Origin of the sequence: Actinokineospora alba (assembly GCF_004362515.1) — a bacterium.
Lineage (GTDB): Bacteria > Actinomycetota > Actinomycetes > Mycobacteriales > Pseudonocardiaceae > Actinokineospora > Actinokineospora alba.
Genome location: NZ_SNXU01000001.1, coordinates 949,574 through 971,543 on the forward strand (window position 1 = coordinate 949,574; position 21,970 = coordinate 971,543).

Sequence of the window (21,970 nt, forward strand, 5' to 3'; positions counted from 1 at the left end):
GATCAAGGACTGAGGGGTCGAGGTGATCGAGGGCGGGCTGATCCAGAGTGGGGTGATCAAGGACCGGGTGACCGAGGGTCGACCGACTCAGAGCAGGGTGCCCCAGGGGCGAGCGATCGAGGACCTGGCGGTCCAGAGCGGCGCGACTCAGGGCCGGGCGATCCTGGGCAGGGTCGCCGGCTGCTTCCGGGTTCTTCCCCGCGCCGAAAGCAGCCAGCGACCGCACCGCTCACACCTCCCCGCGCCTGCTGCGCGTACCGCTCAGTTACGCGAGTGCCGTGGGGAGACGGCGGCGGGGCGAGTGGCCTCGACTCCGCCCACCCCGTTCGAACAAATGTTCGACACGGCAAACCATACGAGCCTCCCGCAGCCTTGTCAACCGGTCCGCACACATGCGTGTGGCCTGGCCAAAAGGCCAGGCCACACGGTCAGTTGCTTTGAACTACTCAGTGCGCGAAGTGGCGCGTCCCGGTCAGGTACACCGGCACCCCGGCCGCCTCCGCGACCGCGATGACCTCGGGGTCGCGGACCGAGCCACCCGGCTGCACGATCGCGCGGACGCCCGCTTCGAGCAGGACCTCCAGGCCATCGGGGAACGGGAAGAACGCGTCCGACGCGGCCACGGAACCCGCCGCCCGCTCGCCCGCTCGGGCCACCGCGAGGCGGGCCGCGTCGACTCGGTTGACCTGGCCCATGCCCACGCCCACCGTGGCGCCGTCGTTGGCCAGCAGGATGGCGTTGGACTTCACCGCGCGGCAGGCTCGCCAGGCGAAGGCGAGGGTGGCGAGGGTGGCGTCGTCGACCGCCGTGCCCGTCGCCAGGGTCCACTTGGCTGGGTCGTCGCCGTCGGCCTCGATGGTGTCGACAGTCTGCAAAAGCAACCCACCCGACACCGGGCGCAGCTCGGCGCCACGGCGGACAGGCTCCGCGGTCAGGATGCGGACGTTCTTCTTCCGGGTGAGAACCTCGACGGCACCGTCGGCGTAGGCCGGGGCCACCACGACCTCGGTGAACACCTCGGCGATCTGCTCGGCCATGTCCACGCTGACCTCACGGTTGGCCGCGATGACCCCACCGAACGCGCTCGACGGGTCGCAGGCGTGGGCCTTGCGGTGCGCCTCGGCGATGTCGATCTCGGCGACCGCGATGCCGCACGGGTTGGCGTGCTTGATGATCGCCACGCACGGTGCCTCGTGGTCGTACGCCGCCCGCCACGCCGCGTCGGCGTCGACGTAGTTGTTGTACGACATCTCCTTGCCGTGCAGCTGCGTGGCCGTCGCGAGGCCGCTGGAACCGTCGCCCTGGGTGTAGAGCGCGGCCCGCTGGTGCGGGTTCTCGCCGTAGCGCAGCACGTTGGAGCGCTGCCAGGTGGCGCCGACCCAGCCGGGGAAGCCCGAGCCCTCGTCGTCCGGCGACAGGACGCTGCCCATCCAGGACGCGACCGCGACGTCGTAGGACGCCGTGTGCCGGAACGCCTCCAGCGCGAGCTTCTGCCGGTCGGCCAGGGTGAAGCCGCCCGCGTTGACCTCGGCGAGCACCCACTCGTACCGCGACGGGTCGACCACGACGGCCACGCTGCCGTGGTTCTTCGCCGAAGCGCGGACCATGGCCGGGCCGCCGATGTCGATCTGCTCGACGCACTCGTCGGCCGACGCGCCCGAGGCGACCGTCTTGGCGAACGGGTAGAGGTTGACCACCAGCAGGTCGAACGCGGCGATGCCGAGCTCTTCGAGCTGCGCGACGTGCGCCGGGTTGCGGGTGTCGGCGAGCAGGCCCGCGTGCACGCGCGGGTGCAGCGTCTTGACCCGGCCGTCGAGCGACTCGGGGAAGCCGGTGACCTCCTCGACCGGGGTGACCGGCACGCCCGCGTCGGCGAGGGTCTTCGCGGTGCCGCCGGTCGAGACGATCTCCACGCCCGCCGCGTGCAGGCCGGTGGCCAGCTCCAGCAGGCCCGCCTTGTCCGACACGCCGATCAGCGCCCGGCGAACCGGCTTCCGCTGCTGCCCAGTCTCGGGATGCCCAGTCACGGGATGCTCACCTTTCGTCCGTCCACGGTGTATCCGTCGCGCGCCATCCTGGTGACCACGTCGACCAGGAGCCGTCGCTCCACCGTCTTGATCCGTTCATGCAGGGTGGCCGCGTCGTCGCCCGGCGCCACGGGGACGGGCTCCTGGGCGATGATCGGGCCGGTGTCCACGCCGCCGTCGACCAGGTGCACCGTGCTTCCGGTGACCTGGACGCCGTAGGCGAGCGCGTCATCGACCGCGTGCGCGCCGGGGAACGACGGCAGCAGCGCGGGATGGGTGTTGATGACCCGGTGGGCGAAGCGGGTGAGGAACTCGGGCCCGAGGATCTTCATGAACCCGGCGGAGACGACCAGATCCGGCTCGAAGGCGGCGACGGCCTCGGTCAGAGCGACGTCCCAGGCCGCGCGGTCGGCGTGATCGGCGACGCGGACGGTGAAAGTGGGGACGTTCGCGCGGTCGGCGCGGGCCAGTCCCTCGATGCCTTTGCGGTCGGCGCCGACGGCGACGATGCGGGCGGGTATCGCGGCGTCATCGAGCAAGGCCTGCAACAGGGTGCCCGAACCCGACACCAGGACGACGATCCTGGCAGGCACTGCCGGCTGGAACTGGGAACTCAGCGTGGTCTCCTGCGGCGCCGGAACGGGATAGGCCCAGCGTAGGCGGTCCGCAGTCGATCTTGTTCAGCGGCCCACGCCCGGTTCGACCTCGGTCGACTCGTTTGTGTCGGGGGTCTCATCCGGGGTGTCCTCGTCGGTGTCTTCCTCGTCGGCGGACTCCTCTTCGGACTCCTCAGCCTGCTCCTCGACAACCTCTTCGACAGCTTCGTCGGTGGGCTCGTCTTCAGAGGCTTCGGAATCTTCTGAGTCTTCGAGGTCTTCGTCGTCCTCCGGGTCCTCGGGATCAATGAGACCCACCGGCCCCTCGACGACCGGCCGCTCCCCCGCGAACCAGGCCACGAAGCCGCCCGGCACCGCGACCCAGCAGGCCAGGGCGAACGACACCAGCGCCGCGCGCAGGTCGAGCGGGTGGAACGGGCCACCGCCGAGCGCGCCGCCCGCGCTGCCCGCGAGCACCGCGAAGCTCAGCGCCACCACGACCGAGGCGACGGCGACCGAGCGCAGCCGGTCTTTAGGCGACTCCGCGACAGACCGCAGCACCCAGCCGACCAACGCGCCGACGGCGGCGGGCAGCAGGAACAACGCGAGCCACCACGCCGCCGCCTGCTCGGGCAGCGCGCTGAGCAACGGCAGCGCGGGCACCGGGCCGCCGTCGAAGTCGAGCGGGGCGATCGACACCGAGCCCATCGAGAACCCGGGTCCCGCGATGAACGCGGTGCCCGCGATCACGGCGTTGGGCAGGTATCCGGCGGACAGCAGCAGCATGCCGAGCGCACTGCCGGGGCCGTCCGCGGCGAACATCGTGTTCGCCGCGCCATAGGACACCGCCAGCCCGAACGTCAGCACCAGCGAGCCCGCGGCGACCAGCGCGGCCACCGCCAGCAACCCGGCCCGCAGCCCGGCCCAGGCGAAGTCGTCGACGCGTTCGGCGCACCAGTCGAGGGTTCCGGACCTGCGCAGCAAGCCCGCGTACGCGGCGAGCCCGGCGAGCAGCGCCGGGTAGTAGAACCCGGCCAGCGGGTCGACGGCGACCGGACCGCCGCCGAGAACCAGGGCGATGGTGAGTCCGAACGCCGCGTGGGCCGTGACGACAGCGAGGATGACGTGACCGGTCTCGCGCGGCCCGACCGCGTCGACGCGCTCGGCGGCGCCCGCGGCGGTGCGGGACACCAGCACCATCAGCAGCAGCGTCGGCAGCAGGGGCAGCACACCGAGTTCATGGCCCTGCACGATCAGCGGGACCTGGTGGGCGGCGAGCCACCCGGGCAGCGCGGCGATGAGCACGCCGACCGTGGAGAAATGGGATCTGGAGGCGATCGCCGTGACCAGTGCCATCACCGCGGCGACGGCGGCGTACCCAGTGAGCAGCGGTCCCAGTGCGGCGACGGCCAACACGCGGGCGCGCGCCACCGGTGCGATCCGGTCGGTCTCCAGCAGCGCCATGGCCCCACTCTGGCATTCGGGTGATGACACCCCTGGGGTGCCACGCCGCCATCAGCCGATCCGGTGAACACCTTCACACACGAACGGGGCGGCACCGTCGAATGACGGTGCCGCCCCGTGAAGAACGTCGTGCTCAGCCCTGCTGCGGGTAGCCGCCCGGCGGGGTGCCCGGCGCCTGGCCGAACTGTCCCGGCGGCGGCGCGAAGGTCTGCTGCGGCTGCTGCGGCTGCTGGGCCTGCGGCTGCTGCGGCTGGCCGAACGGCGCCTGCTGCTGGTGCTGCTGCTGGAACGGCGCGGACGGCGGGTTGTAGCCACCGGGCTGGCCGTACGGGTTGGCAGGCGCGGGCTGCGGCGGCTTGATGATGCCGTTGTCGAAGAGGAACGCGGCCACGGCGGCACCGGCCTGCAGGATGCCGAAGATCAGCACCATGACGCCACCCGCCTTGAGCGAGCCGTCGATCGAGAAGATCATGAACAGGTACGCCAACACGACCGACAGGATGATCGCGGGTGGCGTGAGGCCGACCTTCTTGTCACCCGGCAGGATCACCGGCAGCGACAGCAGGCCGCCGAGGAGCAGCAGACCCGGAATCCAGCCGCTGAACGCCTCGTAGAAGTTGACGCCCGAGCTCAGCGGGGCGAACCCGAGGAACAGGTTGAGCACACCGAGACCCGCGACCGCGAGGTGCAGGATCTGTGCCAGCTCGAGCTTCGGCCCGGCCGGCGTGGGCGCGTAGCCCATCGTGGGCTGCTGCGGACCTTGACCCGGGTAACCACCCGGTGCCCCGCCTGGATAGGTCATCGCGTGCTCTCCTCAGCTAGCTCGACGCACAGAAACAATCTTTCAGCCAGCGAGACGCTAGCCCATTGCGGTGATCCGACGGACACCGGCAGGTTGTGGTTCCCCATCCTGGAAACAACTTGAAAACAACAAAGGCCGGACGCGCGAACGCGTCCGGCCTTCGCCGTGTCTGAATCAGACCTTCGCCTGGAACAGCTCGCGAGCCAGGGCGGCGGTCTCGGACGGCGTCTTGCCGACCTTGACCCCGGCGGCCTCGAGGGCCTCCTTCTTCGCCTGCGCGGTACCGGCAGAGCCGGACACGATCGCGCCCGCGTGACCCATGGTCTTGCCCTCGGGCGCGGTGAAGCCCGCCACGTAGCCGACGACCGGCTTGGTGACGTTGTCCTTGATGTAGGCCGCAGCCCGCTCTTCGGCGTCGCCACCGATCTCGCCGATCATGACGATCAGCTCGGTCTCCGGGTCCTGCTCGAACGCCTCGAGGGCGTCGATGTGGGTGGTGCCGATGATCGGGTCGCCACCGATGCCGACCGCGGACGAGAAGCCGATGTCGCGCAGCTCGTACATCATCTGGTAGGTCAGGGTGCCGGACTTCGACACCAGACCGATCTTGCCCGGGCCGGTGATGTCGGCCGGGATGATGCCCGCGTTCGACTTTCCGGGGCTGATGAGGCCGGGGCAGTTCGGACCGATGATGCGGGTCTTGTTGCCCTTCGCCACCGCGTGCGCCCAGAAGTAGGCGCTGTCGTGCACCGGGATGCCCTCGGTGATGACGACGGCGAGGTCGATGCCCGCGTCGATCGCCTCGATGACGGCGTCCTTGGCGAACTTCGGCGGAACGAAGATCACCGACACGTCGGCGCCGGTGGCCTCCATCGCCTCGGCGACGGTGGCGAAGACCGGCAGGGACACGCCCTCGATCTCGACCTTGGTGCCCGCCTTCTTCGGGTTGACACCGCCGACGATGTTCGTGCCGGACTTGAGCATGCGGCCCGTGTGCTTGGTGCCCTCGGAGCCGGTCATGCCCTGGACGATGACCTTGCTCTGGTCAGTCAGGAAGATAGCCATTGTCAGACCCCCGCAGCCGCGAGTTCGGCGGCCTTGTCGGCAGCGTTGTCCATAGTGTCCACCACGGTCACGAGCGGGTGGTTGGCCTCGGCCAGGATGCGGCGGCCCTCTTCGACGTTGTTGCCGTCGAGGCGCACGACCAGCGGCTTGGTGGCCTCGTCACCAAGGATCTCCAGCGCCGCGACGATGCCGTTGGCGACCGCGTCACAGGCGGTGATGCCGCCGAAGACGTTGACGAACACCGACTTCACGGCCGGGTCGTTCAGGATGATGTGCAGACCGTTGGCCATCACCTCGGCCGACGCGCCACCACCGATGTCGAGGAAGTTCGCGGGCTTGACGCCCTTGTGCTTCTCGCCCGCGTAGGCCACCACGTCCAGAGTGGACATGACCAGGCCCGCGCCGTTGCCGATGATGCCGACCTCGCCGTCGAGCTTGACGTAGTTGAGGTCCTTGGCCTTGGCCGCTGCCTCCAGCGGGTCCTCGGCCTCCTGGTCCACCAGGTCGGCGTGCGCCGGGTGGCGGAAGCCCGCGTTCTCGTCGAGGGTGACCTTGCCGTCGAGGGCGATGATCTTGTCCTGCGGGTCGCGGACCAGCGGGTTGACCTCGACCAGCGTGGCGTCCTCGCCGACGAAGGCTTCCCACAGCTTGACGATGACGTCGGCGGCCTGGTCGGCCACCACGGCGGGGATCTTGGCCGCGGCGACGATTTCCTGCGCCTTGGCCAGGTCGACGCCCTCGATGGCGTTGACCGGGATCTTGGCGAGGGCCTCGGGGCGCTCGACGGCGAGCTGCTCGATGTCCATGCCGCCCTCAGCCGACGCCATGGCGAGGAAGGTGCGGTTGGCGCGGTCGAGCAGGAACGAGAAGTAGTACTCCTCGGCGATATCGGACGCGACCGTCACCAGCACCTTGCGGGTGATGTGGCCCTTGATGTCCAGACCGAGGATGCCCTCGGCCTTGACCTGGGCGTCGTCGGCGTTGTCGGCGAGCTTGACGCCGCCCGCCTTGCCCCGGCCGCCGGTCTTGACCTGGGCCTTGATGACCACGGTCGAACCGAGCTCTTCCGCGATGGCGCGGGCCTTCTCGGGGGTGTCAGCCACGTCGCCCGGCAGCACCGGGACCCCGTGGGCGGCGAAAAGATCCTTCGCCTGGTACTCGTACAGGTCCACTCGACAGTCTCCTGACTACGGTGTCTTCGACGCGATGCTGTCAGACGTGAAGACCCTAGCGACCTGCGGATTGACCCGAAACTTCACACCCGGTGAAGTCTGTCACCAGAGGGTCACTATGACGGTGAGGTCTGTCACCACTTTCGCCTTCGCGGCCCAGGTGAGCACGTCGATGTAGTCGTAAACCTCGATGTCGGCGGCGTTTTGCTCCTTGAGCCGCGCGGTGACCATGCCCACGTGCTCGTCGACCGCGATCGCGTCGGCGTCCTCCTGGATCGCGATGGTCACCACCTGATCGGGGCTCCCGTGTCCGGCGAAGACGACCTCGATCCCGCTGTCGCGCAGCAGCCTCGCGACGGCGTGCATGTCGGCTTGGCCGAACTCGGCCAGGACCACGCGGGCGGTCATCGGCGCTTCTTCACGTCGGGTCGCGCGGTGGCGGCGATGAGGGCGGCGACGAGCAGCGCGGCCACGCAGGCCAGTGACAGCCAGGTGCCGGGGCCCGCGGTCGCCCCTTCGGCGCGGTCGGACGTCAGCGCGAACTCCAGCGCGTGGACCGCCACCAGCGCCGCGGCACCGGCCAGGAGCGCGCCGCCGCGGGGTGGGCGGGAGAAGGCGGCGACTGCAATGACCGCGAGGACCACGACGACGCCCAGGAGCAAACCCCAGGACGCGGGGCGAAAGTGCGACCAGACGCCGGGGGCGACGAAGCCGGGGGCCTTGAGGACAGGCAGGCCGAAGGCGCCGATGGCGAAGAGGGCGGCCGCGGCGAGCGGGGCGGCGAGGGTGAGGTTGGCCTGGCGCTGGGTGAGGTCGACGTCGTCGCGTTCGACCACCCCGGCCAGCGCGGCGACGCAACCCGCGGCGACGGCGAGCACGGCGGCGATCCCGCCGAACCAGGCGCCGGGGCCCGCGCTGACGGCCTCGCTGGCGCTGATGGCGGTGAAGACGGCGTCACTCGAGCTGGCCGCGACCAGCGGGATCGCGATGACGGCGACGGCGAACGCGGGACGGGTCGCGGCGGCGGCGCGGTCGAAGAGGAGGGGAACGGCCAGGGCGAGCACCACGATCGCGGCGGGGACGAACAGCCTGCTGGAGTAGGCGACGGGTCGGTCGAGGCCGCCGGTGACCACGAGCTGCACGGAGGTCGCGGCGACCAGTGCGGCGGCGGCGGAGGCCAGGCCGAGGATTCCGGCGCTCAGGTGCAGGCGGCCCGTGTCGAGTTCGGTCGCGCGGTCGTCGGTGGGGTTCTCCTGGCGGTTGAGCAGCCAGACGGCGACGGTCAGGGCGATCAGCGCGGACAGGGCGATGACCGGGCCGGGGGCGGGGTGCAGGCGGTCGACCGCGGTCGCGGCCGCGAGCTGCGGGACGGTGACGCCCGCGACGGCGACCGTCACCCCGAGAACCACGCCCCGGGCGACGGGCGGGCGGGCGGACCCGGAGCCGAAGACCGCGCCTGCCGCGGCCGCACCGGCGAGGAGCAGGACACCGAAGCGGGCCAGCGGCGGGGCGTCGATCACGCTGCTGGCCAGGACGAAGGCGTTGTCCGAGCGGAACGGCGCGAGGAGCAGGCCGACGGCGGCGAGCAGGGCGGCGATGAGGGCCAGGACCAGGGAAGTGCCCTGGGCCTTGGTCGAGCGGTCTGCGGAGTGGTCGTCGAACTCGGCGGCGTAGGGCGTACCGGGGATGGCGCCCGCCCGGCCGACCGCCAGGAGCCCAGCCAGCGCGACCGCGCCGTGTCCGGCGAGGAGCAGCCACAGGCCGGGCGCGGGGTCGAGGGGCGCGAGGACCGTCGGCACCAGGATCTCGGGGCGCGAGGTCAGCAGGGGGTCGACGGCGAACTGCGCGTCCACCAAGGCGCGGCCCGGGGCCAGCAAAGCTGAGCCGACCAGGACGGCGGCGCCGGTGGCGGGGGCTTTGGCGGCCACGAAGCCGATCGCGAGCAGCGGCGGGACGACGGCGAGGACCGCGAGGAGGGGCAGTGCGCCGAAACCGGGGTCCGGCCCGTCTTTCACCAGCCCGCTCGCGAGCCCGGCGACCAGGAGAGCAGCGCCGACAACCCCGAGGAACAGTGCGACCCGGAGCCTGCCCGGCACGTCGGCCCAGCCGATGCGAACAACGGGAAGTGCGCCGTCGGCCTGGTCCGCGTGGCGGAGGAGCGACGTTCGAATCCGCGAGGTCATCGCGGGCAACGCTAGCAAGGACGGCGGGGTCGGACCTTGTCCGCGTTGTGGGATCCACCAGATGGGCGGGGCGCGGTGGGATCGGTTGGCGGACGGGAAAGGGGTTTGGGGCCGGGCGGGCGGTGGCACATCTGTGTTGCCGGGCTGGCGTTCGGGGTCGGCGGGCCGTGGGATTCGGGGATGGGACCGGGTCGGTCCGAGGTGCGCGACGGCGGGCGCGCGACGGCCGGGCTTGGGGGCCCGGTTGAGGCTGAGTCGGGTGGGCGCTGCCGTTGACGGTCGGACCAGCAGCTGACCGAGGACGAGCCGGCGGGTCGAAAGCCCGGCGAAACGGGGATTGCCGGGTGAGTGGCGCGGACTGGACGGCCGGGCGAGGCCGCCGCCGGAATCAGCGAGACCGCTGACGGTCGAACCAGCAGCTGACCCAAGACAAGCCGGCGGGCCCAAGCCTGCCGACACGGGTTCGCCGGTGAATGGCGCGGACTGACGACCGGGCGAGGTCGCCGAAATGGGCGAGACCAGCGCGACCTATCGGACCAGGGCGAGCTGGGCGCGGACGACCCCGGCAGGCCGCGCCCCGCTGACGGTCAGACCGACAGCCGACGAGGGCGAGTCAGCGGGACAAAGCTCCAGCGAACCCAGGTTGGCCTTGCGCCGCCCGACGGGCTTGACGTGCAGGCTCGATGCAGGAGTGGGCGAGACCTGTGGCGCCGGCGCGGAGTTGGGCGCCCGGTCGGGCTGGAGCGAGTCGGGCGGAACTCCAAATCCCTGCGGGGTGGGGCTGGTGGGGTTTGCGCGGTTCGTGTCGGTTTGTCGCGGATTTGTGTGAGCGATCAACTCAGGCTGGACCACCTAAATGGCCTATTGAAACGAGACCCAGGTCACACTAGTGGGTGTGAAGTGGGGTTAACTTTGGGTAGTAACCGCTGTACAGGAACTTTCGCCCCTCGCCACGGTTGGCGGACTCCACGCGTGGATGTTGCCCATCCCGGTATCTCCCCGTTACTGTCCCGGAGTCCGTTGTCACAGTCCGATCACGAATGGACTGGGGCTGGCAACCTGCTCCACCGCCACCCCATCCGGGTCCCCCGCCCGGCGTCCTCACCGAGAGCTCGTCCCCCGCGAGCCGGTGTCCGGATCTGACTCCCCGAAGGCGGAAGGCTAGCTTTGTCTCGACATCGCTCCACCGGCGGTGAACGCGAGTTCACCGTGCTCGACGAAGCGCTCGATCGCGCCCCTCGAGATCGCGGTGCGCACCGAATCGCTCCACCCTCGTCAGTGCTGCGCGGGCGGGTGGTCGTGGCCGCTGTGGCCGTCGGCGCCTTCGCCGCGGCCGCGGCGGGGCAGACCCTCCAATCCGCCGCCGGCTCGTCGAGCGACGACATCGTTCCGCTGGCAGGCACCCGCGACGCCTCCTCCCACATGGGCGGCATGGGTGGTGACGGGCCGATCGCGCCCGAGCTGCTCACGCTCGCCAAGACCTCCGACGGCACGCTCGAGGCCCAGAAGATGGCCTCCTCCGAGCGCGTCACGCAGGCCCGCAACGCCCGTGCCGCCGAGGTGCAGAAGCAGAAGGAAGAAGCGGCCCGACCGAAGGCATTCAAGCCCACCGTCGGCCGCCTGACCTCCGGCTTCGGCGCCCGCTGGGGCACCACCCACTACGGCATCGACATCGCCAACCGCATCGGCACGCCGATCGTCTCGGTCGCCGACGGCACCGTGATCGAGGCGGGCAGCGCCAGCGGCTTCGGCCTCTGGGTCCGCGTCCAGCACGCGGACGGCACCGTCACGGTCTACGGCCACGTCAACGACTACGTGGTGCGCGAGGGCCAGCGGGTCAAGGCCGGTCAGCTGATCGCCCACATGGGCAACCGTGGCCAGTCCACCGGTCCGCACCTGCACTTCGAGGTCTGGGACGCCAGCGGTCGCAAGATGAACCCGCTGCCCTGGCTGACCGCGCGCGGCATCAGCCTCTGAGTCTCGGAGACCTCCCCAAGGTCTTCGAGAAGCGTCACCGCTTGAGCATCACCCCGCCCTCCGGGTCGGCCCGCACGAAATAGGCGCTCGCGACGCGCCACACCGTGCACAGGGAGCCACTGCGCCCAGGCGCCGGAAGGTGGGCCCGCCCGCACCCCGCACAGCGGGTGCGGGCCCCCGAGGGCCGATGGAGCCCCAGCACACTCCGCCACGCCGCCGTGAGCCTGCGCAGCTCGGTGCTGACAACCGCCTGCTGCCCGGCCGCGAGGCGGTCGACCGCGTCGAGGTAGCGGCCCACCGCCTCGGCGAGGAGCCGGTGCAGCAGCTCGTCCATTCCCTGTTCCCCCCTGCTTGCGTCATGGGGATAGTGAACCGCAGGGGACCGACAATTTTCGAACATCAGTTCGAACGTGACACCATCGAGTGACCGAGTGGGCCGCTGAGGCTTAGAGCTTCACCAAGGGGACGCTGCCGATCAGCATCAGGCGGATCGTTCCGGCGGTGCCGAAGTCGATCGTGGCCGTCGCGCGCGGGCCGGTGCCGTCGGTGGCGACGACAGTGCCCAGGCCGTACTTGTCGTGGTTGACCCGGTCGCCCACGTCCAGCGTCAGCGCCGCGGTGTCCTGCCAGCCCTTGGACGGCGCCGGACGCAGCCCGGCGCGGCCCGCTCCGGTGGCCCGAGAGCCCCACGTGGTGGCCCGGCTCGGACTTGAGCGGTCCGGACCCATCCGCCGCCAGTCGATCAAGTCCGCGGGGATCTCGTCGAAGAACCGCGAAGCCGGGTTGGTCATCGGCTGACCCCAGGCCGACCGGACGATCGCGCGGGACAGGTAGAGGCGCTCGCGGGCGCGCGTGATGCCCACGTACGCGAGGCGGCGCTCCTCGGCGAGTTCCGTGGGATCGCTCAACGCGCGCATGTGCGGGAAGATGCCGTCCTCCCAGCCCGTGGAGAACACCACCGGGTATTCCAGGCCCTTGGCCGTGTGCAGGGTCATCAGCGTGACCATGCCGCCGGACTCGTCGTCCGGGTCCGGCACCTGGTCGGCGTCGGCCACCAGGGACACGCGCTCCAGGAAGGCGGCCAGCGAGCCCGCCTCCGGGCCGACCGTGGCGGAGTCGACCGCGTCCGGTGGCGGCTCGTCGGCTGGGGCCTCGGTGAACTCGCGGGCGACCGTCACCAACTCGGTGAGGTTCTCCAGCCGCGAGGCGTCCTGCGGGTCGTCGCTGGCTTCGAGTTCGGCGCGGTACCCGGTCTGGTCGAGGACGGCGTCGAGGATCTCGGCGACGTCCTGGCCGTCGTCGACGAAGCGGCGCAGGCCGTCGATCAGCTCGACGAAGCCCGCGATCGCGCGCTGGGAGCGCGGGTTCAGCAGCGCCACCTTGCCCACGGCGGCGTCGTTCAGCGCGGCGGCGAAGGAGATCCGCTCGCGGTCGGCATGGGTGGAGACGCACGCTTCCGCGCGGTCGCCGATGCCGCGGCGAGGAACGTTGAGGATGCGGCGGAGGCTGACCGTGTCCTCCGGGTTCGCGAGAACCCTCAAGTACGCCAAGGCATCCCGGACTTCGCGCCGCTCGTAGAAGCGGACGCCGCCGACGACCTTGTACGGCAGTCCCATCCGGATGAAGATCTCCTCGAACACCCGGGACTGGTTGTTCGTCCGGTAGAACACGGCCACATCGCAGTTGTTCGCGATGCCCGCGTCGACCAGCTGGTCGATCTCGCGCGCGACGAACGACGCCTCGTCGTGCTCGTTGTCGCCGACGTAGGCGACGATCTTCTCGCCGTCGCCGAGCGCGGTCCACAGGCGCTTGTCGCGCCGGTCCGGGTTGCGCGAGATGACCGCGTTGGCGGCGTTGAGGATGGTCTGCGTGGAGCGGTAGTTCTGCTCCAGCATGACCGTCGTCGCGTTCGGGTAGTCGCGCTCGAACTCGACGATGTTGCGGATGGTGGCGCCGCGGAAGGCGTAGATCGACTGGTCGGCGTCGCCGACGACGCAGAGTTCGGCGGGCGGCAGGCCGTCGGTGCCGCGGCCGACCAGCTCGCGCACCAGCGTGTACTGGGCGTGGTTGGTGTCCTGGTACTCGTCGACAAGGACGTGACGGAAACGCCGGTGGTAGTACTCGGCGACGTCCGGGAAACCCTGCAGCAGCTCGACCGTGCGCATGATCAGGTCGTCGAAGTCCATCGCGTTGGCCTGGCGCAGCCTGCTCTGGTACTCCACATAGACCTCGGCGACGCGGCGCTCCAGGTCGTTGGCCGCGGCGGACGACGCCTGCTCGGGGCCGATCAGCTCGTTCTTGAGGTTCGAGATGTGGATCGACAGCGTGCGCGCCGGGTAGCGCTTCGGGTCGAGGTCGAGGTCGCGCGCGACCAGCGTGATGAGGCGACGCGAGTCGTCGGCGTCGTAGATGGAGAAGCTCGACGTCATCCCCAGCGTCTTGGCCTCGCGGCGCAGCACCCGCACGCACATCGAGTGGAACGTCGACACCCACATCGCGTTGGCCCGCCTGCCGACGAGGTCGGCGACGCGCTCCTTCATCTCGGCCGCGGCCTTGTTCGTGAAGGTGATCGCCATGACCTGGCCGGGATGGACGTTGCGTTCCCCGAGCAGATACGCGATACGCCGGGTCAGCACCCTGGTCTTGCCCGAGCCCGCGCCCGCGACCACGAGCAGCGGGCTGCCGATGTGCTCGACGGCGCGCCGCTGCTGGTCGTTGAGGTCGTCGAGGAGCGCTGCGGAGCCGGACTGGCGGCGGGGCGCGGCGGGCTCGGTGGTGGGGAGGTCGAAGAGTGCTTCCATCGTGCGAGCAACGGTACCGGGGGCCACCGACTAAGACGAAAAGTGCCGATCCCACAGGCCGGACACCAGGTCGACCTCACGGCCACGGTGTGTCACACTCGATCCGTGCAGCGCCACTACGAGTTTTTTTACGGGAACCGGACTCCGGCTCCCGTTGTGGCATAGCACCGAAAACCACCACGAAGCCCCGGAGTCCTCGGACCCCGGGGCTTTGTGCGCTCGGGAGCTGAGAATCTCCGCCAACCGCTGAGGATCACGATGTCCGAGAACACGGTCAAACCCAGCATCGAGCTTCCCGCCCCCGAGGAAGTCGCCGAGCTGCGCAAGGAAATCGACGAGTTGGACCGAGAGATCCTGCGCCTGGTGAAACGCCGGGCCGAGGTCTCGCAGACGATCGGCGCCGCGCGCATGGCCGCGGGCGGACCGCGCATCGTGGTCAACCGTGAGATGGACGTCGTCGCGCGCTACCGCGAACTCGGTCCCGCGGGCCGCACGCTGGCGATGGCGCTGCTCGACCTCGGCCGCGGCCGACTCGGCAGGTAGTCAGATCAGGGGGTGACTCAGGGCGATCCCTGAGTCGATTCGACGCGCGCTCGGGCAGACTGGGCGCATGCTCGATCTCATCGCTGTCATCGTGGCCATCGTCGCCTTCTTCGCGGCACTCGGTTTCGTGGGTTACCTGGCGCTGCTCAACTCCGCGGCGCGCAAGCGCGGAGTGAGCGGCGCGCCGGTGGCGCAGTACGTGCGGGGCCGGTGGCCGATCGCGGGTGTCACCACCGCGGGCGCGCTGCTCGGCTGGCTGCTCACCAGCGGCGGCGGTTTCGCCGACGTTCTGGCCATCCTGGTCGCGGGCGGGTCCGGCGCCGTCGCGGGCAGTTCGCTGTCGACGACGATGGCCAAATACCGCAGCGGCGAGTGACTCGAACGGGTCGATTCGTACGCACGGCAGAGAAATAAGCCCGCGTTCACCCGAACGTGTGAGGTCGCGACGAGTGGCGCGCCCTGGCTCACGAACGCTGCGCAACGGCTTACTCTTTGCTGAGTGAGTACGGCTACACCATCCACCCAAGTGCGCAGGGCACTGGTCGTGACCGCGCACCCGGACGATGTCGACTTCGGCGCCGCGGGCACGGTGGCGACGTGGACGGCCGCGGGCATCGAGGTCCACTACTGCGTCTGCACGTCCGGTGAGGCCAGCGGCGACGACATCGCCGAGACCCGGAGGGCCGAGCAGCGGGCCGCCGCCGACTTGCTCGGCGTCCGCTCGGTGACCTTCCTCGACCACCCCGACGGCGCGGTGGTCGCCTCGATCCAGCTGCGCCGCGACATCTCCCGGGTGATCCGCCAGGTCCGCCCCGAGCGGGTGCTGACCTGGTCCCCCGAGATCAACTGGGACATGGTCGTCACCGCCCACCCGGACCACCGGGCCGTCGGGATGGCCGCCTTCGCCGCGATCTACCCGGACGCGCGCAACGGGCACGCGCATCCCGAGCTCTTGCAAGCGGAGGGGCTGGCGCCGTGGACGGTCCGCGAACTCTGGCTGGCCGACGGGCCATCCGCGCTGCGCAACCACGCGGTCGACATCACCGACTGCTTCGACAAGCGGATGGCGGCGCTGCGCGCGCACGTGTCCCAAGTGGGTGAAAACCCGAACCTCGACGAGCGGATGCGGCCCTTCTTCGCCGCTGTGGCCAGCAAATATGGCCTTCCCGACGGACACTTGGCCGAGGAGTTCCAGGTCGTCGACACCAGCTGACCGGTAATCGGTCGGCGACACCGCGTCACGACCGGCTAGGACAGGAGTCTCCACCACATGGCGAGCGGGCGGGACACCGCGCAGGACGGACCAGGCCGAGGGCGACACCGGCGAGGCACTAGCGCGACGTCTCGGCCGCCGCGGACACCTATCCACCCGGCCGGTCCCGAGGAGGAGACCGACGTCCTGCCGGTGATCGCCGGGCTGTTCCCGGACGCGCCCGCGACCGGCCTGGCCAAGTTCGACCTGGGGAGCATCCCGGCCTCGGTCACACCGCCACGCACCTGGCGGCACGCGGCGTGGTTCGCCGTCGCCGCCACGCTCCTGGTGATGGTCGGCTTGACCTACGCCGCGGTCACGCTGGTCACCAACCCCCGTAAGCCCGAGGTGGTGGACGCGCTGCCGGGTCTGCCCAGCTACCCGGGGCTTCCCCTGGAGCTGCCGGGCGACGCCCTGGTGTCGGAACGCCCGTCCGCGCCCGCTCCGAGCAGCGCGGCGCCCACGACCGCGTCGGCCAAGCCGTCGGACCGCCAGCAGCTCACCGCGCCGCCTCCCGGCCGACCCACGCAGGCGCCACCGGCCGCGACTCCGACCGCGGCGCCCCCGACGACGACGGCCGCCGCCTCTCCGACCCGCACGACGGTGCAGACACCGGTGCTGGTGGGTCCGGTGGCCGACCCGGAGAAGATCGGCGACCGGACCGAGACCTATTTCGCCCAGGTCACGCAGGACCCGGACGCGGCGTACTCGATGACCACCGGCCAGGCCCGCTACGACGGCCAGGAGGAACTGGAGCGGCGCTACGCCGATGTCACCCGGATCGAGGTGCAGCGGATGACCATCGACGCCAACCGGTCGAAGACGTTCTCGACGCTGCGGCTCATCCGCAAGGACGGCAGCGTCGTCACCGAAGAACGTGAGCTTGTTTTCACCTATAGCAGTGACCCGAAGATCACCAGCGACACTCGCACGGGGTGACTGGTTACTCCTATTGAGTGAATCTTGGCGCCGCCTATCGCCTCGATCGGGTGATCAGCCGAGAAAGAGTGGTGTAGGGCAGCAGCGGCACGGTACGAGTTGCCCCGAACAGCGAAACTCAGGCGGAGGAAGCGTCAGTGGATCGTCCGACGACCGGCAAGCGGCACGTCCGCTCCGGTTCCGTTCACGTCACCGAGCTGATCGGCAAGCGGATCGAGCTGCCCGCCGACATCGATGACCTCGTGCCGCACGAGCCGACCTCGCACCGGCCGCCGCAGTCGCGCGCCGCGACGATGGCGAAGATCGCCGTGCTGAGCGTGGCCACGGCGACGCTGTGCGGGGCCGTGGCCGCCGCCACCGTGATCACCCGTGACCGTGAGGCGGCCGACGCGAGCGCCCGGCCCAGCAACCAGATCACCGGCGAGCGCGCCCTCCTGCCCGACGAGCTCAACCGCGCGGTCGCCGGGGCGCGGCTGCCCGACCCGAAGACCGGCAGCGCGTCCGCGACCCTGAACAAGGGGCAGGACGTGGGACCCGCGATTCCGCCCGCGCGCACCGGCGGGACCCACAGCGGCGCCCAGGGCGCGGACCGCGCCGCGTCGGGCGACACCCCGCAGCGGGTGCCGATCCCGGAGCAGGTGCGGCCCAAGACGACCAACCGCGAACTGGTCATCGAGTACTACCGGCTCATCGAAAGCGACCCGAGTCGGGCCTACGCCCTGCTCTCGAGCGACGTCTTCACCACGACGCTCGGCCAGTTCCTCGGTTCGTGGTCCAGGGTGAGCAAGGTGGAGGTGCTCGAGGTCGTCGAGCAGGCCGACGGCGTCGTCGCGGTCGTCCGGATGCACCTGATCGGCGGCTCCCAGCTGCGGATCAAGCAGCTGCTGACGGTGGGCGACACCGTCCCGCAGCGGATCATCGGAGCCGAGCTGCTGTCGGCTCAACTCAACTAGTTCGCCACGAACGGCCCAATTCGACGCCCTCCTGTGACAATATGTAGCCGCTGCATCGGGGCTCCGGGGGAACAGGGCTGCGTTTGTGCGCGCAGCGTTAACGCCTAGCCTTGAACGGTCGGGCACTTGGATCCCACCGCGTCGTCCGCGCTGGTTCCCTGGTCAGGCCGATGGCGCGCACCCTGCGCGTGCGACGTGAACCCCACGAGGCGCTTCGTGGGCGAGGGAGGTTCCGGTCGGGATGAGCGACGAGGGCCGGCTGGTCGCCGGGCGCTACCGGCTGGTCGAACGCATCGGCAGCGGCGCCATGGGCGTGGTCTGGCGGGCCGTCGACGAGCGGCTGAGCCGCTCGGTCGCGGTCAAGAAGCTGCTGCTGCCGCCCGGCCTGCCGCCCGAGGAAGCCGATGAGGCCGTCGCGCGCTGTCTGCGCGAGGGACGCATCGCCGCGCGCCTGCACCACCCGAACGCCATCGCGGTGTTCGACGTGGTCGACGAGGACGGCGTGCCCTGCCTGATCATGGAGTACCTGCCGTCGGTCAGCCTGGCCATCGCGCTGTCCGACGACGGGCCGATGAACCCGGTCGAGGTCGCCCGGATCGGCAGCCAGGTCGCGGCCGCGCTCGCCGCCGCGCACGCCGCCGGCATCGTGCACCGCGACATCAAGCCCGGAAACATCCTGCTCGGCGACGACGGCTCGGTGAAGATCACCGACTTCGGCATCTCCCGGGCCACCGACGACGTCACGGTCACCAAGACCGGCCTGATCGCGGGCACGCCCGCGTACCTGGCCCCCGAGGTGGCGATCGGCCGCGAGCCCTCGGCCGCCTCCGACGTGTTCTCCCTCGGCTCGACGCTCTACGCCGCCGCCGAGGGCGAGCCCCCGTTCGGGCTCTCCGAGAACACGCTGGGGCTGTTGCACGCCGTCGCGTCCGGCAAGGTGAAGGAGCCGAAGCAGTCCGGCGCGCTTACCGGCGTGCTGATGGCGCTGCTGGCCTCCGAGGTCGAGGACCGGCCCAGCGCCGGTCGCGCGCGGGACCTGCTGGCGACGGTGGCGCGGGGCGAGGAGCCCAACCTGCCGAAGCTCGCCGCGGCTGAGCCCGACGTGGCCACACGGCTGGTGGTCGCCACCGGCCCCACCGGTGAGCGCGAGCAGCCCGAGCCGACCGGCAAGTCGGCCAAGCCGCTGGTGTTCGCCAGCGCCGCGGTCACGGTCGCGCTGGCCCTGGGCGCGTGGATGGTGCTCAACAACCGCGGCGCCGCCGACCAGATCAACGACGGCCCGACCCGGCTCAACAACGTGCCGTCGTCGACGGTCACGGTGACGTCGTTCGTGGAACCGGAGCTGACCTCGGTGAAGCCGCCGGTGAAGGTGAACCCGACGCCGACGTCCACATCCGCCAAGGACTCCAGCTCGGTGACACCCACCACAACGACCACGACTGCGCCGAGCAACCCCACATCGACCTCGGATACGGTCACTCCGTCCTCGAACCCGACGACGACGACAACGACGACTTCCTCGGAACCCGTCGCGGTCACGACGACCCGCTGATTCAGGAGCCCCGATGACCGACGAGCAGGTCATGGTCGCCGGGCGCTACCGGCTTGGTTCCCGCATCGGCAGCGGCGCCATGGGAGTGGTCTGGCAGGCGCACGACGACCGGCTGCACCGCACCGTCGCCGTGAAGCAACTGCTCTCCCAGCCCGGTCTGTCGGCCGAGCAGGCCGAAGAGGCGCGGCAGCGGGCGATGCGGGAGGGCCGGATCGCGGCCCGGCTCGCCCATCCGAACGCGATCACCGTCTACGACGTCGCCGAACACGACGGCGAGCCGTGGCTGATCATGGAGTACCTGCCGTCGAAGAGCCTGGCGACGGTGCTCAACGAGCGCGAGTACCTCGCCCCGGTCGAGGCCGCCCGGATCGGATCGCAGATCGCCGCGGCCCTGGTGGCCGCGCACGCGGCCGGGATCGTGCACCGCGACGTCAAGCCCGCCAACGTCCTGCTCGGCGAGGACGGCACGGTCAAGATCACCGACTTCGGCATCTCCCGGGCGACCGGCGACATCACCGTCACCGCGACCGGGATGCTCGCGGGCACCCCCGCCTACTTGGCACCGGAGGTGGCCAAGGGCGAGAACCCGACGTCGGCCGCCGACGTGTTCTCCCTGGGTTCGACGCTGTACACCGCGGTCGAGGGGCATTCGCCGTTCGGGCTGAGTGAGAACACCCTGGCGCTGCTGTACGCCGTCGCGGCGGGCAAGGTGCAGCCGCCACGGCAGGCCGGTGTGCTCACCGCGCTGCTGATGCAGCTGCTGCGCGCCGACCCGAACGAGCGGCCGACGATGACGGCGGCGCGGGACGCGCTGGCGGCGGTCGCCGCGGGCAAGCCGCTGCCGTCGATCGCCTTGGCGAACCAGCGGACCGACCCGTACCCCAAGCCGCAACAGCAACAGCAACAGCCCCCGCAGCAGCAGCGCCCAATGGGCCCGCCACCCACGCCCGCGGGCGGCTTCCCGCCCGGCACCCGGCTCGACGTCAACCCGTTCGCCGAGCCGCACCCGTCGGGGCCGATGAACCGGGCCGAGCCGCAGCGGATGTCGGCCATGTCGTCGGGTCCGCGCACTCCTCCAGGTGGTTCCGGGCCCCGCACGCCTCCGGGCGGAGGGCCGCGCCCGCAAGGTCCGCGCACGCCCCCTGGTGGGTCCCGGCCCGCCGCACGGCGGCCGGAGCCCACGCGCAAGCACGACGCCCGCTCGATCATCCTGACCGTGCTGGCGATCATCGGCGCCGCGCTGATCGGGATCCTGGTGGCCAGCCTGCTGACCAACAACAATCCGCCGAAGGCTGCCCCCACCACGAAGCCCGTCCCGGTGACGACGAGCAAGGTCACCACCACGAAGCCGACCACCACGACGACTGAGCCGACCACCACCACGACGACCACGACGCCGGACAAACCGACCGCGGCGCAGTACGAGGAGGCCCTGCGGGCCTACTACGCGCTGCTGCCCGACAACCCGGAGGCGGCGTGGGCGCTGCTCACCGAGCGCGCGCGAGCCAAGTCCAGTGGGTACGAGAGCTTCAAGAAGTTCTACGAAGCGATGGACAAGGTGGAGCTGTTATCGGCGAAAGCCGAGGACAACAAAATCGAGGGCGACGTCCGGTTCAGCAAGGACGGCAAGGGTGCGACCGAGCGGTACACGTGGGTCATGACCGAGGTCAACGGCACCATCATGATCGACAACTTCGCCCGCCGCGGTCGCTCCGACGGCTGATCAGCGCGACTCGGCGGCTTCCCGCAGCGCCTCGATCAGATCGCGCAGGGCGGGCTGGCTCATCGACGACTCGCGCACGGCGGCGTGGATCGCCCGGATCGGCTCGGGTCGGCGCAGCTTGCGCACCACCACCCCGGGGTGCCTGCTGCCCAGTCCCATCTGCGGGATCACGCTGATGCCCAGACCGGCGGCGACGAAGCCCTGGGCGGTTGTGTAGTCCTCGCTCTCGACCACGAGGTTCGGGCTGAAACCCGCGGCGGCGCAGGCGTCGAACATCACCTGCAGGCACGGGCCCGCGGGCCACTCGTTGCCGATCCACGGCTCGTCGGCGAGGTCGACGAGGTCCAGGACGCGTTTGCTCGCGAGCCGGTGCCCCCGTGGGAGGACGGCCCGGTACGGGTCGTCGAGCAGGTGGATGAGCCGGACGCCGCCGCGTAGCGGGCCTTGCCGCGGATGCACGACGATCGCGAGGTCCGCGCGGCCGGACTCGACCTCGGGCAGCGGGCTCTCCGGGTCGATCAGCTTGAGGTCGACCTGCACGCCCGGGTGGTCTCGGCGCAGCTTGGCCAGTGCGGGCGGCACGAGCGCGGCGCCGGCGGTGGCGAAGTAGCGGATGGCCAGCCGCCCGGTGCGGCCGTCGCGGAGGTCGGCCAGGGCTGTCTCGGCTTCGGCCAGGTTCTGGCTGATGGTCGCCGCGTGCTCGGTGAGCAGCCTGCCCGCGGCCGTGGGCTGCACGCCGCGGCCGACCCGTTCGAGCAGGGCCAGCCCGGCCTGCTTCTCCAGGGCGGCGATCTGCTGGCTGATCGCCGAGGGCGTGTAGCCCAGATTCGTGGCCGCGGCGGTGACCGACCCGCTGGTGACCACCGCGCGCAGGACCTGCATCCGTCGGACATCAAGCATGTAGCTCAGCTTAACGGTCGA

At 70.7% G+C, this 21,970-nt stretch carries 19 protein-coding genes; 8 read left to right on the forward strand and 11 right to left on the reverse strand.

Annotation, left to right across the window (positions count from 1 at the left end):
- Positions 1-446: 446 nt before the first annotated feature.
- From purH to C8E96_RS04430, 8 genes are all read right to left on the reverse strand, one after another.
- Positions 447-2,027 carry a bifunctional phosphoribosylaminoimidazolecarboxamide formyltransferase/IMP cyclohydrolase gene (purH, locus tag C8E96_RS04395; protein WP_091384089.1) on the reverse strand — a complete coding sequence of 527 codons (1,581 nt, stop codon included), beginning with the start codon at positions 2,025-2,027 and terminating at the stop codon, positions 447-449.
- Positions 2,024-2,620, reverse strand: coding sequence for a phosphoribosylglycinamide formyltransferase (purN, locus tag C8E96_RS04400; RefSeq protein WP_091384090.1), 597 nt, complete (start codon positions 2,618-2,620; stop codon positions 2,024-2,026). Before purN ends, purH begins: the two co-directional genes overlap by 4 nt.
- Positions 2,621-2,707: 87 nt before the next feature.
- Entirely contained in the window at positions 2,708-4,087 is a 1,380-nt protein-coding gene (locus C8E96_RS04405; RefSeq protein WP_091384091.1) for a cell division protein PerM, read from the reverse strand.
- A gap of 133 nt (positions 4,088-4,220) precedes the next feature.
- Positions 4,221-4,889, reverse strand: a complete 669-nt coding sequence (locus C8E96_RS33080) for a DUF5336 domain-containing protein (protein ID WP_091384094.1) — start codon at positions 4,887-4,889, stop codon at positions 4,221-4,223.
- Positions 4,890-5,063: 174 nt separating this feature from the next.
- Positions 5,064-5,954, reverse strand: a complete 891-nt coding sequence (gene sucD / locus C8E96_RS04415) for a succinate--CoA ligase subunit alpha (RefSeq protein ID WP_091384096.1) — start codon at positions 5,952-5,954, stop codon at positions 5,064-5,066.
- Between the two features lie 2 nt (positions 5,955-5,956).
- Positions 5,957-7,126 carry an ADP-forming succinate--CoA ligase subunit beta gene (gene sucC, locus C8E96_RS04420; protein ID WP_091384098.1) on the reverse strand — a complete coding sequence of 390 codons (1,170 nt, stop codon included), beginning with the start codon at positions 7,124-7,126 and terminating at the stop codon, positions 5,957-5,959.
- 102 nt (positions 7,127-7,228) lie between these two features.
- A complete protein-coding gene (locus C8E96_RS04425; protein ID WP_091384100.1) occupies positions 7,229-7,534 on the reverse strand; it encodes a hypothetical protein in 306 nt (101 codons plus the stop codon).
- Positions 7,531-9,309, reverse strand: coding sequence for a hypothetical protein (locus C8E96_RS04430; protein ID WP_091574598.1), 1,779 nt, complete (start codon positions 9,307-9,309; stop codon positions 7,531-7,533). Before C8E96_RS04430 ends, C8E96_RS04425 begins: the two co-directional genes overlap by 4 nt.
- Positions 9,310-10,602: 1,293 nt before the next feature.
- On the opposite strand from C8E96_RS04430, the gene C8E96_RS04435 reads away from it, so the two are divergent.
- Positions 10,603-11,286: a M23 family metallopeptidase gene (locus tag C8E96_RS04435; RefSeq protein WP_091384196.1), complete on the forward strand. Its 684-nt coding sequence runs from the start codon at positions 10,603-10,605 to the stop codon at positions 11,284-11,286.
- Between the two features lie 34 nt (positions 11,287-11,320).
- Here the strand turns inward: C8E96_RS04435 and C8E96_RS04440 are convergent, their stop codons facing one another.
- Both C8E96_RS04440 and pcrA read right to left on the reverse strand, forming a co-directional pair.
- Positions 11,321-11,620: a hypothetical protein gene (locus C8E96_RS04440; RefSeq protein ID WP_091384103.1), complete on the reverse strand. Its 300-nt coding sequence runs from the start codon at positions 11,618-11,620 to the stop codon at positions 11,321-11,323.
- 112 nt (positions 11,621-11,732) lie between these two features.
- The gene (gene pcrA, locus C8E96_RS04445; RefSeq protein ID WP_091384105.1) at positions 11,733-14,087 is read right to left on the reverse strand and encodes a DNA helicase PcrA; all 2,355 of its coding nucleotides are present in this window, start codon (positions 14,085-14,087) and stop codon (positions 11,733-11,735) included.
- A 258-nt stretch (positions 14,088-14,345) separates the two neighbouring features.
- On the opposite strand from pcrA, the gene C8E96_RS04450 reads away from it, so the two are divergent.
- From C8E96_RS04450 to C8E96_RS04480, 7 genes are all read left to right on the forward strand, one after another.
- A complete protein-coding gene (locus tag C8E96_RS04450) occupies positions 14,346-14,630 on the forward strand; it encodes a chorismate mutase (RefSeq protein WP_091384107.1) in 285 nt (94 codons plus the stop codon).
- Positions 14,631-14,697: 67 nt separating this feature from the next.
- Complete coding sequence (locus C8E96_RS04455) at positions 14,698-15,006, forward strand: hypothetical protein (RefSeq protein WP_091384109.1); 309 nt, start codon at positions 14,698-14,700, stop codon at positions 15,004-15,006.
- A 150-nt stretch (positions 15,007-15,156) separates the two neighbouring features.
- On the forward strand, positions 15,157-15,843 hold the full coding sequence (locus tag C8E96_RS04460; protein ID WP_228770366.1) for a PIG-L deacetylase family protein: 687 nt from the start codon (positions 15,157-15,159) through the stop codon (positions 15,841-15,843).
- 57 nt (positions 15,844-15,900) lie between these two features.
- Positions 15,901-16,821 (forward strand): hypothetical protein, encoded by a 921-nt coding sequence (locus tag C8E96_RS04465; protein ID WP_133794165.1) that lies wholly within the window; start codon positions 15,901-15,903, stop codon positions 16,819-16,821.
- Positions 16,822-16,958: 137 nt separating this feature from the next.
- The gene (locus C8E96_RS04470) at positions 16,959-17,774 is read left to right on the forward strand and encodes a hypothetical protein (RefSeq protein WP_091384119.1); all 816 of its coding nucleotides are present in this window, start codon (positions 16,959-16,961) and stop codon (positions 17,772-17,774) included.
- A 241-nt stretch (positions 17,775-18,015) separates the two neighbouring features.
- Positions 18,016-19,326 (forward strand): serine/threonine-protein kinase, encoded by a 1,311-nt coding sequence (locus tag C8E96_RS34450; protein WP_091384121.1) that lies wholly within the window; start codon positions 18,016-18,018, stop codon positions 19,324-19,326.
- A 13-nt stretch (positions 19,327-19,339) separates the two neighbouring features.
- Positions 19,340-21,049, forward strand: coding sequence for a serine/threonine-protein kinase (locus tag C8E96_RS04480; protein WP_091384125.1), 1,710 nt, complete (start codon positions 19,340-19,342; stop codon positions 21,047-21,049).
- On the opposite strand, the gene C8E96_RS04485 is transcribed toward C8E96_RS04480, so the two are convergent.
- Positions 21,050-21,949, reverse strand: coding sequence for a LysR family transcriptional regulator (locus tag C8E96_RS04485; RefSeq protein WP_091384126.1), 900 nt, complete (start codon positions 21,947-21,949; stop codon positions 21,050-21,052). It lies immediately after the preceding gene.
- Positions 21,950-21,970: the final 21 nt, after the last annotated feature.

Coding starts and splice junctions, on each gene's coding strand:
- C8E96_RS04405 (WP_091384091.1), bottom strand. CDS start 4,087: ATGGCGCTGCTGGAGACCGACCGGATCGCACCGGTGGCGCGCGCCCGC.
- C8E96_RS33080 (WP_091384094.1), bottom strand. CDS start 4,889: ATGACCTATCCAGGCGGGGCACCGGGTGGTTACCCGGGTCAAGGTCCG.
- sucD (WP_091384096.1), bottom strand. CDS start 5,954: ATGGCTATCTTCCTGACTGACCAGAGCAAGGTCATCGTCCAGGGCATG.
- C8E96_RS04425 (WP_091384100.1), bottom strand. CDS start 7,534: ATGACCGCCCGCGTGGTCCTGGCCGAGTTCGGCCAAGCCGACATGCAC.
- C8E96_RS04430 (WP_091574598.1), bottom strand. CDS start 9,309: ATGACCTCGCGGATTCGAACGTCGCTCCTCCGCCACGCGGACCAGGCC.
- C8E96_RS04440 (WP_091384103.1), bottom strand. CDS start 11,620: ATGGACGAGCTGCTGCACCGGCTCCTCGCCGAGGCGGTGGGCCGCTAC.
- pcrA (WP_091384105.1), bottom strand. CDS start 14,087: ATGGAAGCACTCTTCGACCTCCCCACCACCGAGCCCGCCGCGCCCCGC.
- C8E96_RS04450 (WP_091384107.1), top strand. CDS start 14,346: ATGTCCGAGAACACGGTCAAACCCAGCATCGAGCTTCCCGCCCCCGAG.
- C8E96_RS04455 (WP_091384109.1), top strand. CDS start 14,698: ATGCTCGATCTCATCGCTGTCATCGTGGCCATCGTCGCCTTCTTCGCG.
- C8E96_RS04465 (WP_133794165.1), top strand. CDS start 15,901: ATGGCGAGCGGGCGGGACACCGCGCAGGACGGACCAGGCCGAGGGCGA.
- C8E96_RS34450 (WP_091384121.1), top strand. CDS start 18,016: ATGAGCGACGAGGGCCGGCTGGTCGCCGGGCGCTACCGGCTGGTCGAA.
- C8E96_RS04480 (WP_091384125.1), top strand. CDS start 19,340: ATGACCGACGAGCAGGTCATGGTCGCCGGGCGCTACCGGCTTGGTTCC.
- C8E96_RS04485 (WP_091384126.1), bottom strand. CDS start 21,949: ATGCTTGATGTCCGACGGATGCAGGTCCTGCGCGCGGTGGTCACCAGC.